The following is a 14,679-nucleotide window of genomic DNA, read 5'->3' as shown; positions in this document are numbered from 1 at the left end:
AGCATCAAATTTGTATTTAATAAATAATTAATGAAATTATGGATAACAATCATATACATGTAATTTTTGGAGCTTCTGGAGATCTTACAAAAAGAAAGTTAATTCCAGCACTTTATTCACTTTATCTTAATAAAATGCTTCCAGAAAAATTTTTAATTGTGGGGGCTGCCCGTACAGAGATTTCAAGTGCAAGTTTTAGAGAATTAATGATTGAGTCTATAAAAAAATATTATAAATCTGGTGATTTTTCTCGCCTAAAAGAATTTGCTGATCATCTACTCTATGAACAAATTCAATATGATGATCTAAACTCATATAACTATTTAAATCAACGACTCGAAGAATTAAGAACTCGAAGTAATATAAATGGAAATACAATATTTTATTTATCTACACCACCTGATTTATATTATAAAATTCCTGAAAACTTAGCTCTTGTGGGATTAAATAGAGAAGATAATGGATGGAAAAGAATAATTGTTGAGAAACCTTTTGGATATGATCTTGATTCTGCATTACAATTAAAAGAAATATTATTAAAACACTGGAAAGAAGAACAAATCTTTCGTATTGACCATTACCTTGGAAAAGAGACTGTTCAAAACTTATTGGTTACACGGTTTTCCAATGGTATTTTCGAACCTCTCTGGAATAGAAATTATATTCATCACATTGAAATTACTGCAGCAGAAAATATTGGTGTTGAAAACCGTGGTGGATATTATGATAATATTGGTGCTTTGCGAGATATGATTCAGAATCATCTATTGCAGGTTGTTGGATTAGTTGCAATGGAACCACCTTCATCACTTGAACCTCTTTCAATTCGTAATGAAATCTTAAAAGTTTTTCAATCACTTCGACCGATTAAAATTGAAGAAGTTTCTTCTATTGCTGTAAGAGGGCAATATACTTCATCTACAATAAACAATGAATATATTAAAGGTTATAGAGAAGAAAATCATATTAATCCAGAATCGCGGACAGAAACTTATGCTGCTATTAAATTTTTTATTGATAACTGGAGATGGGGTGGTGTCCCATTTTATATCAGAACAGGAAAACGACTTCCAGTTCAGGTGACTGAGGTTGTAATTCACTTTAAACCAACTCCTCATTTTCTTTTTTCAAGAAATAATATTTATGAAGCTTGTAATAAATTAATTATTAGAATTCAACCAGATGAAGGAATGTTACTTGAAATAGGAATTAAAACTCCTGGACAGGGTTTTGATGTACAGAATATAGATCTTGATTTCAAATACGCTGAGCTTGCTTCACAAAGATTACCAGAAGCATATGAAAGACTTCTATATGATACAATTAAGGGAGATAATACACTCTTTGCAAGAACAGAAGAAGTAATTGCAGCATGGAAATTTCTTACACCAGTAATTGATGCATGGAAAAATAATCACTCCATACCATTATATGGATATCCTGCTGGTACATGGGGACCACTGGAAGCAAATAAATTATTCGACGAAAAAAATATTTCATGGCATTATCCTTGTCGTAATCTTTCTAATAATAATACTTATTGTGAATTATGAGAAATGATAAAATAATAGTATTTGATAACATAGATTCCTTAGCTAAATACTCTATTGAATATTTGAAAAGAGAAATTAATGATGTTAGAAAAGATGATTATTTTACAATTGCACTTTCAGGTGGTGCAACGCCTAAAAATTTATTTTTGTCTATTTCTAAAGATTATAAAGATGAAATTGATTGGAGTAAAATAAAAATATTCTGGAGTGATGAAAGATGTGTAAATCCAGAAGATGAACAGAGTAATTATAACATGGCTTATAATAATTTATTGAAGTATGTGAATATTCCAGAAGAAAACATATTTAGAATGAAAGGAGAAGAGATTCCTGAAGTAGAAGCTCCTCGATATTCGAAATTACTTTTAGATGAATTAAAAATTATTAATGGAGTCCCATCATTCGATTTGATTATGCTTGGATTGGGAGAAGATGGACATACAGCATCTATTTTTCCTGAACAATTAGAACTTTTCTTTTCAGATCAATTTTGTGTTACTTCTATTCATCCACAAACAAAACAGAAAAGAATAACTCTTACTGGAAAAGTTATTAATAATGCTGCTAAGGTAATTTTTCTTGTAACAGGAAAAAATAAATCAGAAAAAGTTTATGAAATTGTAAATGAAAACAGCATTTCTGAAAAATATCCTGCCAGTTATGTTCAACCAGATTCAGGAAAATTAATCTGGTTATTAGATAAAGAATCTTCCCAGTTACTTGATAAATCGAAAATAAATTTATTTATATGACAATGTTTTTGTATAAAGCTGATCCTGTATTTTAATTAATGCTGTATTTGTTAATATATTTGTAAGTAAATTAATGAATAACTTTCTGAATATTAAATAATTTTAAAAAAGTGAGAATAAAAATGGCAACCTTTCCAATTAAAAGATTAAGAAGATTAAGATATAATCCAGTAGTCCGCGATATGGTACGCGAGACACAAATTAGTAAGAATGATTTAATTTATCCGCTATTCGTTGTACCTGGAACAAATGTGAAAAAAGAAGTTCGATCTATGCCAGGTGTTTATCAGATGTCAATAGATGTGCTTGTTGAAGAATGTAAAGAAGTTGAACAACTTGGAATTCCTGCTATTATTTTATTTGGAATTCCTGAACATAAAGATGAAATGGGTTCAGAAGCTTATAATCCTGAAGGAATAGTTCAACGTGCAGTAAGAGAAATTAAAAAGAACACATCGAATTTATTAGTTATAACAGATGTATGTATGTGTGAATATACATCTCATGGTCATTGTGGTATTTTAGATGGAGAAAAAATATTAAATGATAAGACTGTAGAATTACTTGCTAAAGAAGCATTAACACATGTACAGGCAGGAGCAGATATAGTTGCTCCATCTGATATGATGGATGGAAGAGTTTTAGCAATAAGAAAGATACTTGATGAAAATGGATTTATTGAAATACCGATTCTCAGTTATGCTGTTAAGTATGCATCTGGATTCTATGGGCCATTTAGAGATGCAGCAGAATCAGCTCCAGCTTTTGGAGATAGACGCTCTCATCAAATGGATATTGCAAATGCACTCGAAGCTTTAAGAGAAGCAGAATCTGATATAGAAGAAGGTGCAGATATTATAATGGTTAAACCTGCAGGTGCTTATCTTGATATAATCTGGCGTGTTAAAGAAAAATTTGGAATGCCAACAGCAGCATATCAGGTAAGTGGTGAATATTCGATGATAAAAGCTGCATCAAAATTAGGATGGATTGACGAAGAAAGAGTTATGATTGAATCTCTTACTGCAATTAAACGTGCAGGAGCAGATATGATTTTAACATATTTCGCAAAAGATGTGGCTAAATATCTTGATAATAAGAAAAAATAAAACAATGCTTATTTCAAATTACTGGCTTTAATAATTTTATTTGAGAATGATATAATTTCTGTTTTATTATTAAAATGAATTTATTTAAGAAAGAGAATTCAGAAACATTCGATTTAAAACCTAAATTTACAATTAAGAATACTTTTGCAGCCTTAAAATATCCGAATTATAAATTATGGTTTCAGGGACAAATTGTTTCTCTCTTTGGTTCTTGGATGCAAACAACTGCACAGGCATTTTTTATTTATGAATTGACACATTCACCTGCATTTCTTGGATATGTTGGTTTTGCAAGTGGAATTCCTACCTGGTTATTTATGCTTTATGGTGGAGTAATTGCAGATAGATTCCCGAGAAAAAATATTATTATTGTAACTCAAATATTAATGATGATATTTGCATTTATACTTGCATTTCTAACTTTTTCAAAACTAATTCAACCATGGCATATAATTCTTTTAGCTTTTTTACTTGGTGTTATAAATGCTTTTGATGCTCCTGCACGTCAGGCATTTGTTAATGAACTGGTTGAAAAAGATGCATTAATAAATGCTATTGCTTTGAACTCAACTATGTTTCATACTGCAGCTGCAATTGGTCCAGCTGTCGCAGGAATTGTTTATGCAATTTTGGGTCCTGCCTGGTGTTTTACTATAAATGGAATTTCATTTATTGCAGTTATTTATAATCTTTTACGTATGAAATTAAATGCAATAAATAAAAAATTGGAAAATAAATCTGCACCAAAGGAATTTTTAGATGGCATTAAATATTTGAGGACACAAAAATTATTATTGTTAATTATGTTAATTGTAGCTTTTACAAGCATGTTTGGAATTAGTATTGTAACTATATTCCCTGACTGGGCAGTAAAAATATTACATGGTAATGCAGCAACTAATGGATTCTTACAAACTGCAAGAGGTATTGGAGCTGTACTCTGTGCTTTAATGATTGCTTCTACAAGTAAATATTTAATCAGAGGAAAAGTTCTGAGCTTTAGTATGATTTCACTTCCAATCTTAATGATACTATTTTCTTTTAATAGAACCTTTGTAATATCATCTACTTTATTGATACTTATTGGAGCTGCTATTCTTGCAATTAATAATTTATCAAATGGACTAACTCAGACATTAGTAACAGAAGAGTTTAGAGGAAGAATTATGGGTATTTATAGTTTTAGTTTTTTTGCTTTAATGCCAATAGGTTCATTATTAATTGGTACACTTGCAGAACATTTTGGTGCTCATTTAGCAGTAATGATTAATGGAGTAATTTTGTTAATATTATCGGGAATTGTTTTATATAATTATCCTAAATTAATCGATATTGAATAATTATATTTCAATTTCTTCTGGATCATTCTCCAGCTTAACAATTTTCCATTCATTTTCTTCTTTGTCGAATTCTGTAATTTTTTCTAATGGTACTTTTAAGTATTTACCGGTTGCTGTTACAGCAATATCTCCATTAGCCAGAATAATTTCACCACTTCCTTCAAAAAGACGATTATTCTCAGATGTAATTCTTCCTACTACTTTTAATTCTTCATTTAATGGTATTGGCTTTTTGAATTTTACATTCAACTCAATTGTGACGCCCCAAATTTCTTCTTGATGATGATTTAAAATTGCTCTACCGATTGTTTCATCTAAAATTGCAGATGCTATTCCACCATGTAATCTTCCGGGATAACTTTGATGTTCTTCAAGTGGTTTGAAAATTGCAATTAATTCCTTGTTCTCTGTAATGTAGAAATGAGCCTTAATTCCAAATTTGTTTTTTAAACCACATACAAAACACAATTTTGAATTGTGTTGTTTACCAATAATTTTGTGAAGCATTTTAAATCCGTATTTAGTTTGTCATTTATTAAAAATAATAGAATCCTTAAATGCGCATATGTTTAAAAAAATAAAATAATTTGATAACAAAGATAAAGCAATTTGAAGTTTTTTGATAAGAAAATGTAGTAAATAAATAATGGTTCTATTGTATAATGTGCTGAGATTGGGAAATTTAAACTACTTCACCAAATAAAGTTGCAGAAGTAACGCGAGTGATTTTTACTTTAACATAGTCACCAATTTTTATGCTATCATATCGAGGGATGATAACAACTTTGTTTGTATCGGTTCTGCCAGAATAAAATTGATCTGATTTTTTACTCAATCCTTCAACTAATATAATTTCTTCTTTGTTAATTAATTGCTGATTAATTTCAAAAGAAATTTCCTGTTGTAATTCAATAATTTCATTCAATCTTCTCAATTTAATTTCTTCGGGAACATCGTCTACCATATTATATGCTTTTGTTCCTTCTCTTGGAGAATATTTAAACATAAATGCTCCATCGTAGCGAATTTCTTTCATTACATTAAGTGTCATCTGATGATCTTCTTCTGTTTCAGTTGGGAAACCAGCAATTATATCTGTAGATAAACTTAATCCTGGAATAATCTTACGAGCTTTTTCAATCAAATTAAGATAATGTTCAATAGTGTAAGAACGATTCATTAATTCTAAAATTCTGTTTGAACCAGATTGTACAGGAAGATGTATATAGTTACAAATATTATCATGTTCGGCAATTGTATATAAAAGTTTATCAGATAAATCCTGTGGATGTGATGTAGTAAATCTAATTCTCATATTTTTATCGACCCTGGCTGCAGCTGCAAGTAAATCAGCAAAATCATGACCATCATCTCTGTAAGAATTAACATTTTGTCCTAATAAAGTAACCTCTTTAAATCCACGATCAGAAAGTTTTTTGATTTCTTCAACTATTGAATGGAGCGAACGACTTCTTTCGCGGCCTCGAGTAAATGGTACAACACAAAATGAACAGAATTTGTCACAACCTCTCATTACTGCAATCCATGCACTAATTCCTTCTTCTCGATAAGGCTCTATGTCTTCGTATGTTTCAGTTCTCGAAAGTTTTACACCTATTCCTTTTTCACCTCCAAAAGCCATATCAAGATATTCTGGTAATCTTCTATATTCATCAGGTCCAACTACAACATCAACAATTTTCTTTTCTTCTATCAAATTTTTGCGAAGTCGTTCTGCCATACAGCCCAATATACCAATAACTGTAGAAGGCTTCCCTCTTTTAATACTTTTTAGATGATCTAAACGATGAAAAATTTTTTCTTCTGCATTTTCTCTTACACTGCATGTATTTAAAAGAATTACATTGGCTGAATCGAGTTCTTTTGTGATTTCATAGCCTTTTCTTTTTAATATGCCCATTACCAATTCTGAATCAGCTAAATTCATCTGGCAACCGTATGTTTCAATGTATACTTTGTTGTTCATACTATAAATTAATTTTTATCCGGGGTTTCAAAACTATAAATTATATCGTTCATTAACAAGATATTATGGCTGAATAACTATTTCAATTCAAAATAAAAAAATAGACAGAGAATCAGGATATAGTAAGAATTATAAAAAATTATCACGATTAATAATATTCTAATAAATTAAAGTCGTGTTTTTATAATACAGATTGTAATAATAACTTACTTTTCTTTTTAGCTTATAAGTAAATTAAATTAATTATTTTAGCAAATAATTTTAGATATTTTTAATTCATTAATCAGGAGAATAGATGAATACGCAATTAAGTGAAAAGCTATTTGAAGAAGCAAAAAAATATATTCCTGGTGGTGTAAATTCACCTGTGAGAGCATTTAAATCAGTAGGCGGTACCCCACTTTTTATTTCAAAGGGATATGGTTCCAAGATGATTGATGTAGATGGTAATGAATTTATCGATTTTATTGGTAGCTGGGGTCCACACCTTTTTGGTCATAATCCACCATTTATTAAACAGGCGATATTGAACGCACTGGAAAATGGAACAAGTTTTGGTGCTCCTACAGAACTCGAAGTAAAAATTGCTCAACTTATAACTGAACTTGTACCTTCTATAGAGATGATTAGAATGGTAAATAGTGGTACCGAAGCAACAATGAGTGCAATTCGTGCTGCAAGAGGTTTTACAGGTAAAGATAAGATTATAAAATTTGAAGGTTGTTATCACGGTCACGGAGATTTCTTTTTAATTAAAGCAGGGAGTGGTGCTTTAACTTTTGGTGTTCCAACTTCACCGGGTGTAACAAAAGGAAATGCAGCAGATACTTTAATAGCTGAATTTAATAATATCGATTCATTTAAAAAGTTGATTAAAGAAAATAAATCATCATATGGAAATACAATTGCAGCAGTTATAATTGAACCTGTTGTTGGAAATATGGGAACAGTAATTCCCAAAGAAAATTTTTTGAAAGAGTTACGAGATATCTGTAGTGAAGAAGGAATTATTTTAATATTTGATGAAGTGATGACAGGTTTCCGCCTTTCTAAAGGAGGGGCACAGGAATTATTCAACGTTAAACCAGATTTAACAACATTTGGAAAAATAATTGGTGGTGGATTGCCAGTTGGAGCATATGGTGGAAGAAGAGATATTATGGAGATGATATCACCAAGTGGACCAATTTATCAGGCTGGAACATTAAGTGGTAATCCAATTGCTATGAGTGCTGGTTATGCTGCTCTCTCTTACATTAAGAATCATCCTGAAATTTATGATACACTTGAAAAGAATTCAGCTTATCTTGAAAATGGAATTCGTGAAGGAATTAAATCATTGGGTAAAAATTATCAGTTAAATCGAATTGGTTCTATGATGACATTATTTTTTACTGAAGAACCTGTTATGGATTATAAATCTGCATTGAAATCAGACACACAACTATTTGCCAGATATTTTCACGAAATGCTGAATAGAGGTATTTATTTACCACCTTCCCAGTTTGAAGCGATGTTTGTTTCGACTGCACATTCAATTGAAGATCTCGAGAAAACTATAAATGCAAGTAATGAAGCATTAAGAAAAGTTTTAGCGAATTAAAAAAACGCAGATGAGATGATTTATTAATTTCACTGTTCCTTCTCATCTGCGTTTTTATATATGGTTTATGTTAATTTAATATATCAAGTAATTCTACTTCAAAAATTAAAAGTGAATTGGGTTCAATTGTATTTCCAGCCCCATTTTCTCCATAACCTAATTCTGGTGGTACATATAAAATCCATTTATCACCAACATGCATTAACTGCAAAGCTTCAGTCCATCCTTTTATAACCTGATTTAATGGAAATTCTGCTGGCTCGCCTCTTTTGTATGAATTATCAAATTCACGACCATCAATTAATTTACCTACATAATGAACTTTAACTATGCTCGTTTCTTTTGGCGAAGGTCCATTGCCACTAACTAATTTTTTATATTGCAAACCACTTGGTAAAGTAACAACACCTTCTTTCTTTTTATTTTCTTCTAAGAAAGCTTCGGCTTCTTTTTTATTTTTTTCTTTTTGAGCTTTTAACTGTGCATTTCTTTTAGCAATTAATTTTTGATTAAAAGCTATCATAACTCTCTGAATATCAGTATCTGTTAATAATGAACTGCCTTTAACCTGATCTTTCATTCCCTGATATAAAAGTTCAAAATTGATATTCAGATCAGCGTCTTTCAAATTTTTACCGATGTTCTGCCCAATGCTATAACTGATAGAATCATCCTGTGTTTTTAATTCTATCTTTTGTTCTTTTGTATTTTGTGCAAATATTATTGAAGTAAGTATTGTAGAAAGCAAAAATATTTTTAGATACTTCATTGTAACTCCAGAATAAATTTTAATTAGTTAATTAGATAAACGAAAATAAAAGCAATTAATAATCAATAGCAAATTTATTGTTTTTATATATAAGAAAAAGTTTTATTTTAGTTTTGATTACATAAGGAGAAAGTTATGAAAACATTTAAAGTGATTTTCGTGAACTTTTTGATTTTAGTATCAATTACTTATTCTCAAGTTTTTGAAAAAGCAAATCCACTTGTTAATACATATTCAATTGTAGCTTATGATTCAACAACTGGTGAAATTGGAGTTGCAGTTCAATCGCACTGGTTTTCTGTGGGCACAGTTGTTAGCTGGGGCGAAGCTGGAGTTGGAGTTATTGCAACGCAATCTTTTGTAAATCCTTCTTTTGGTCCAAGAGGATTGGAACTTTTAAAAAATGGATTAACACCACAGCAGGTAGTAAATGTATTAATTGAAAATGACGAAGGAAGAGATTATCGTCAACTTGCAGTACTTGATGCAAAAGGAAATGTAGCTGCATATACTGGAAAAAATTGTATTCAATCTGCAGGACATATTACTGGAAAAGGATTTTCTGTTCAGGCAAATTTGATGGCAAATGATAATGTATGGCCTGCAATGGCTAAAGCTTTTGAATTGTCTAAAGGAACACTTGCAGAAAGATTATTAATTGCACTCGAAGCAGCAGAAAATGCAGGAGGAGATATTAGAGGAAAACAATCAGCTGCTTTGCTTGTCTTTTCTGGAAAACCTACTGGTAAAATCTGGGAAGATAAAATTGTAGATTTAAGAGTTGATGATAATCCTGAACCTTTGAAAGAACTAAGAAGATTATTAAAGATTCATAGTGCTTATGAACATATGAACAAGGGAGATCTGGCTGTAGAAAAAAATAATATGGAAGAAGCTATGAAAGAATATAATGCTGCAATGGAAATGTTTCCAGATAATCTTGAAATGAAATACTGGACTGCAGTTGCTCTTGCAAATAATGGGAAATTAAATGAAGCATTACCAATATTTAAAGAAATTTTTTCAAAAGATAAAAACTGGAAAACTTTAACACCAAGATTAATTCCAAATGGTTTACTTAAAATAAAAAGTGAAGAACTTGAAGAGATTATGAAATATTAATTTTATGATAAAATGACTTTTGTAATTATCTAAAAGGATTTTCTCGATCTTCTAAGAAGTGTGGTCTGTAATTATGAAAACTATCAAGTTCCTGAATCCAACCATTGTGTAAACCATATTTATCCATTAATTCAAGTGTTCTTTCATATTCGATTTCTCTAATTGTACGATTCAGTAAAATTTCTTTATAAGCTTTATTTGCTGGATAGTATTGAGACATTAACGAAATATGAACTTTTGGACTTAGTTCTTCTGCAATAAATTTAAAAACTTTTTCAGATTCTGCTAAACCATTTGGAAGAACTAAATGACGAATAATCAAGCCCCTTACAACAACATTATTCTCATAGATAAGCTCATCACCTACTTGTCTGAACATTTCTTTGATTGCAGCTTTTGTGATTTCAAAATAATTATCTGCAAGTGAGTATTTTTTTGCGTATTCATCATTGCCATATTTAAAATCTGGCAAGTAAATATCAATTACTCCATCATAAAGTTTTAAGATTTCAACTGAATCGTATCCGTTAGTATTATAAATAATTGGAAGTTGCAAGCCACGCTCAGCTGCTATGTAAATGGATTTTAAAATTGTTGCAGAAAAATGAGTGGGAGAGACCAATCCAATGTTATGGCAATTCATTGACTGAAGTCTCAACATTATTTCAGCTAATCTTTCGTGACTTACTTCGTGTTTAATTTCATTTCTCCAGTTTTGACTTATTTCATAATTCTGACAAAAAATACATCTCAAATTACAATTACCAAAAAAGATATTTCCTGCACCACGAGTTCCAGATAATCCAGGTTCTTCTCCATAATGTGGTGTAAATGATGATACAATTGGGAGATAACCGCTCATGCAGAATCCATATTCGTTCTTAAATCTGTTAACTTCACAATTCCTCGGGCAACTTCTACAGGATTCTAAAATTTTGAGAGCTTTTTCTGCTCTCTCTTTAAGTTCCCCGCTTTCTAATAATTTTATATAGGAAGGTTTGAATTTCATTGCAATAAATAATTAGACTATAACTAATTTAATAAAACTTGTGGAATTAATTTAAGAGCTTTTCAATACCAATTAATAATAAAATAATTAGTTAAAACTTCGATAATAAATTGTAAATAATATTTTATTAAATAAAAATGAACCAGGTTTTACTTATCGATGATGATAGTAAATTCAGGACTTTATTTAAAAGACTTATAGAAAGAAAGTTCCTGATTAAAGTGACTGAAGCAGAAGATGGAAATGCTGGTCTGGAATTACTATATAAAACAAGTCCAGGACTTATATTTCTTGATATAGATATGCCTGGATTAAATGGACTGGAATTTTTACAAAAGATTAGGGAAACTGGTAGTAATGTACCAATAGTTGTTATAACATCACACAACGAAAAAGAATTTGTTGAAAAAATTATTCAGTATAATATTTCTGGTTATTTATTGAAGACTGCTTATACATCTCAGTTAGCAGACCATTTAGAGAAAATATTTCAAAAATTTGGAAATCCTAATTGATTGGATGACTTATTATAATTCAATTCTTAACTTTTTTGATTCTAAAGTCGTTATAATTTCTAAATCAAATAATTATTCAATGAAAATTGTTAATTAATTAGATTAAAAGAGAAGATAGGCTGTAAGCACAAATAACTTACAGCCAGTATAATTTTGAGTTTTATTCGAGGCACAATTTCAGGATTTCAATTACTTCTTTCTTACCAATGTTCTGGTGTTCACCAAGTTTCTGGTTTCTAATTTCAAATCTATTTGCAATTTCTTCGAATTTTTCTTCTCCAATGCCATTTTCTTTTAGTTTAGTTTTCATACCAAGTGAACGGAAAAATTGTTCAGTAAATTCAATTGCTTTGTCCACAGAATCTGAGCCTTCGTAATTCCAGACTTGTTTTGCATATTGTTTTAGCTTTTCTTCTTTAGCTGCTTTTTGATGTTTCCACACTCCAGGCAATACAATAGCTAAAGTTCTTGCATGATCAAGTCCATAGAATGCAGTTAATTCGTGACCAATTGAGTGAGTAGCCCAATCCTGAGGAACTCCAACTCCAATATTACCATTAAGAGCTTGAGTTGCAGCCCACATTATATTTGCACGAGTATCATAATCTTTTGGATTTTTAATTGCTTTAGGTCCTTCTTCGATTAATATTTTTAGTAGAGCTTCTGCAAATCTATCCTGAACAAGTGCATTAACTGGATATGTCATATATTGTTCCAGAACATGAACAAAAGCATCAACTATTCCATTGGCGGTTTGCCATTCAGAAAGAGAAAATGTTGTTTCTGGATCGAGTATTGAAAATTTTGGATAAACAAGCGGATGACCAAATGCTAATTTTTCTTTTGTTGACTCACGTGAAATTACTGCCCACATATTCATTTCTGAACCTGTAGCTGAAAGTGTTAAAACATCTCCCAGTGGTATTGCATCTTTTATTTCTGCATCTTTAGATAAAATATCCCATGGATCACCATTTTCATATTTTGCAGCTGCTGAAATAAATTTTGTACCATCTAATACAGAGCCACCACCAACACTTAATAAGAAATCTATTTTTTCATTTTTACAAATATCTACAGCTTTCATTAATGTTTCGTATCTGGGATTTGGTTCAATACCTCCAAATTCAAGTACATTAAAATCTTTTAAAGCAGATTTTACCTGTTCATAAACACCATTCTTTTTAATAGAGCCACCTCCATATGTCATTAATATTTTTGATTCTTTCGGAATAAGCTCTGATAATTCTTTTATCGAACCTTTACCAAATACAATTTTTACTGGATTATGATATATGAAGTTATTCATACTTACCTCTTCTTTTGTTTAATAATGATTTTAAAAATTTTGGGAATAATTATTTACAAAAATACAAATTTAATTAGAAAGGAAATTCTTCTTTGTAATCTACTTTTTGTTGTGGCTTTTCTTCTTCAATATTCTTTTTGGCAGTTTTATGAATAGGATTTCCTTCTACATAAATTGCTTTATATGGTTTTACTGGGCAGGCATATTCGCAAGCACCACAGCCTATGCAATATTCCTCTCTTACTTCTGGTATTACTAAATTATTTTCGAATGGAATCATATGAACTGCTTTTGTTGGACAATGTTCAGAACAAGCACCGCATTCTGTTCTCTGAGTATAAACAATACAATTTTCTTTAATAAATTTTGCAACACCAAGTTGCGTTAATTTTTTCTTTTCTATATCAATAGGAAGAATTGCTCCTGTTGGGCAAACTTCACTGCAAATATTGCAATCAAAATTACAATATCCAGATTTATTGTTTAATCTTGGTTGCAACATTCCTGTAAAACCATATTCGAGAAATGAAGGTTGTAATACCTGTGTAGGACATGAGCTAACACACAGGTGACATGCAGTGCATATTGAATTAAATCTTTTTATACTTTGTGAACCAGGTGGAGAAATTGCATACTTTCTAAATATTGGTACAGTACTTGGTTTGGTTACTACAATTTGCTTTTTAACCTGGGCTAATATTGTGGATAAAGATGTTAAATATACTCCAGTTGAGATTAAAAAATTTCTTTTTGATTCATCAACCTCTACAAGTTCAGGTTCAGGTGTTTTTATTGATTTTTTATAATCGAATGTTATTCCATTTGTAGGACATAGTGATATGCAATCAAAACACATTACACATCTGCTCATATCTACAATTTTGGAATCGCTATCTATGCAATTTGCTTTACAATCTCGTTCACAGAGACCACAACTTAAACATTCTTCATCTTTAATGATTATCTTAAAGAAAGAATATTTTGAAATATATCCGAGTAATGTGCCAACTGGACAAACAGTATTGCAATATAATCTTCCTTTTTTTACTGATAAGTAAGCAATAAGTATTAGAAAAGAAATTGTTATAAGAAACGGGATTAGATTAAAAGATTTTATTTCGTAAGGATATAAGGAATAAATCTTAAAATTAGTTAGAATCGATGAAATAAAATTGTTAAGACCAATGACAGTGGGTCTAAAAATATTTCCAGCAATTCTTCCATAAATGCTATAAGGATCAAGTAAATTTATTCCTATTGCAAATCCAAATAAAAATAACACCACACAAAAAGCAAGGAATGACCATCTTAAAATTTTCTGTTCTTTTAAGTATTCGAATCTTCTTTTTCTCTTTTTAATTTTTTTTGTGATATAGTTTATAATATCCTGTAAAAAACCGAGTGGACAAATTGTAGAACAGTAAATTCTTCCAAATAAAGCTGTTAATAATAAAACTAAAAGAAATCCTGTTGATAAAATAGTAAATGCTGCTAACGACTTAAGCAATGAAGGAATAAATTGAAAATAAAGAACATATTTTGTAAAAGCAGGTGGAATTTGTTCAGTAAAATCTATCAATATTACTGTTAATGGGATAAAAAACAAAATTG

13 protein-coding genes are annotated in these 14,679 nt (G+C 30.2%); 7 read left to right on the top strand and 6 right to left on the bottom strand.

Features of this window, described 5'->3' with window-relative positions:
• The first annotated feature begins 38 nt into the window (after window positions 1-38).
• The 4 genes from zwf (at window position 39) to VJY38_RS11605 (ending at window position 4,754) form a co-directional block, all read left to right on the top strand.
• Complete coding sequence (gene zwf, locus VJY38_RS11620) at window positions 39-1,553, top strand: glucose-6-phosphate dehydrogenase (RefSeq protein ID WP_353680880.1); 1,515 nt, start codon at window positions 39-41, stop codon at window positions 1,551-1,553.
• A complete protein-coding gene (gene pgl, locus VJY38_RS11615) occupies window positions 1,550-2,305 on the top strand; it encodes a 6-phosphogluconolactonase (RefSeq protein ID WP_353680879.1) in 756 nt (251 codons plus the stop codon). Before zwf ends, pgl begins: the two co-directional genes overlap by 4 nt.
• Before the next feature lie 122 nt (window positions 2,306-2,427).
• Window positions 2,428-3,414: a porphobilinogen synthase gene (gene hemB, locus VJY38_RS11610; protein WP_353680878.1), complete on the top strand. Its 987-nt coding sequence runs from the start codon at window positions 2,428-2,430 to the stop codon at window positions 3,412-3,414.
• Between the two features lie 74 nt (window positions 3,415-3,488).
• Window positions 3,489-4,754 (top strand): MFS transporter, encoded by a 1,266-nt coding sequence (locus VJY38_RS11605; protein ID WP_353680877.1) that lies wholly within the window; start codon window positions 3,489-3,491, stop codon window positions 4,752-4,754.
• On the opposite strand, the gene VJY38_RS11600 is transcribed toward VJY38_RS11605, so the two are convergent.
• Both VJY38_RS11600 and miaB read right to left on the bottom strand, forming a co-directional pair.
• Entirely contained in the window at window positions 4,755-5,261 is a 507-nt protein-coding gene (locus tag VJY38_RS11600; RefSeq protein ID WP_353680876.1) for a PaaI family thioesterase, read from the bottom strand.
• A gap of 175 nt (window positions 5,262-5,436) precedes the next feature.
• Window positions 5,437-6,741 (bottom strand): tRNA (N6-isopentenyl adenosine(37)-C2)-methylthiotransferase MiaB, encoded by a 1,305-nt coding sequence (gene miaB / locus VJY38_RS11595; protein ID WP_353680875.1) that lies wholly within the window; start codon window positions 6,739-6,741, stop codon window positions 5,437-5,439.
• A gap of 295 nt (window positions 6,742-7,036) precedes the next feature.
• Between miaB and hemL the strand changes: the two genes are divergently transcribed.
• The gene (gene hemL / locus VJY38_RS11590; protein ID WP_353680874.1) at window positions 7,037-8,344 is read left to right on the top strand and encodes a glutamate-1-semialdehyde 2,1-aminomutase; all 1,308 of its coding nucleotides are present in this window, start codon (window positions 7,037-7,039) and stop codon (window positions 8,342-8,344) included.
• A gap of 70 nt (window positions 8,345-8,414) precedes the next feature.
• Here the strand turns inward: hemL and bamJ are convergent, their stop codons facing one another.
• Complete coding sequence (gene bamJ, locus VJY38_RS11585) at window positions 8,415-9,113, bottom strand: BamJ family beta-barrel-assembly machinery protein (protein WP_353680873.1); 699 nt, start codon at window positions 9,111-9,113, stop codon at window positions 8,415-8,417.
• Window positions 9,114-9,248: 135 nt separating this feature from the next.
• On the opposite strand from bamJ, the gene VJY38_RS11580 reads away from it, so the two are divergent.
• Window positions 9,249-10,235, top strand: coding sequence for a DUF1028 domain-containing protein (locus VJY38_RS11580; RefSeq protein WP_353680872.1), 987 nt, complete (start codon window positions 9,249-9,251; stop codon window positions 10,233-10,235).
• A 25-nt stretch (window positions 10,236-10,260) separates the two neighbouring features.
• On the opposite strand, the gene VJY38_RS11575 is transcribed toward VJY38_RS11580, so the two are convergent.
• Window positions 10,261-11,097, bottom strand: a complete 837-nt coding sequence (locus tag VJY38_RS11575; protein WP_353680871.1) for a radical SAM protein — start codon at window positions 11,095-11,097, stop codon at window positions 10,261-10,263.
• Window positions 11,098-11,381: 284 nt separating this feature from the next.
• On the opposite strand from VJY38_RS11575, the gene VJY38_RS11570 reads away from it, so the two are divergent.
• The gene (locus VJY38_RS11570) at window positions 11,382-11,759 is read left to right on the top strand and encodes a response regulator transcription factor (protein WP_353680870.1); all 378 of its coding nucleotides are present in this window, start codon (window positions 11,382-11,384) and stop codon (window positions 11,757-11,759) included.
• 160 nt (window positions 11,760-11,919) lie between these two features.
• Here the strand turns inward: VJY38_RS11570 and VJY38_RS11565 are convergent, their stop codons facing one another.
• Window positions 11,920-13,068, bottom strand: a complete 1,149-nt coding sequence (locus VJY38_RS11565) for an iron-containing alcohol dehydrogenase (protein ID WP_353680869.1) — start codon at window positions 13,066-13,068, stop codon at window positions 11,920-11,922.
• 73 nt (window positions 13,069-13,141) lie between these two features.
• A complete protein-coding gene (locus tag VJY38_RS11560; protein WP_353680868.1) occupies window positions 13,142-14,647 on the bottom strand; it encodes a 4Fe-4S dicluster domain-containing protein in 1,506 nt (501 codons plus the stop codon).
• Between the last annotated feature and the right edge of the window lie 32 nt (window positions 14,648-14,679).

Origin of the sequence: Rosettibacter firmus (assembly GCF_036860695.1) — a bacterium.
Taxonomy (GTDB): Bacteria; Bacteroidota; Ignavibacteria; order Ignavibacteriales; family Melioribacteraceae; genus Rosettibacter; species Rosettibacter firmus.
Note: the sequence above shows the minus strand (reverse complement) of the source record. Positions and strands in the feature narration are given on the sequence as shown.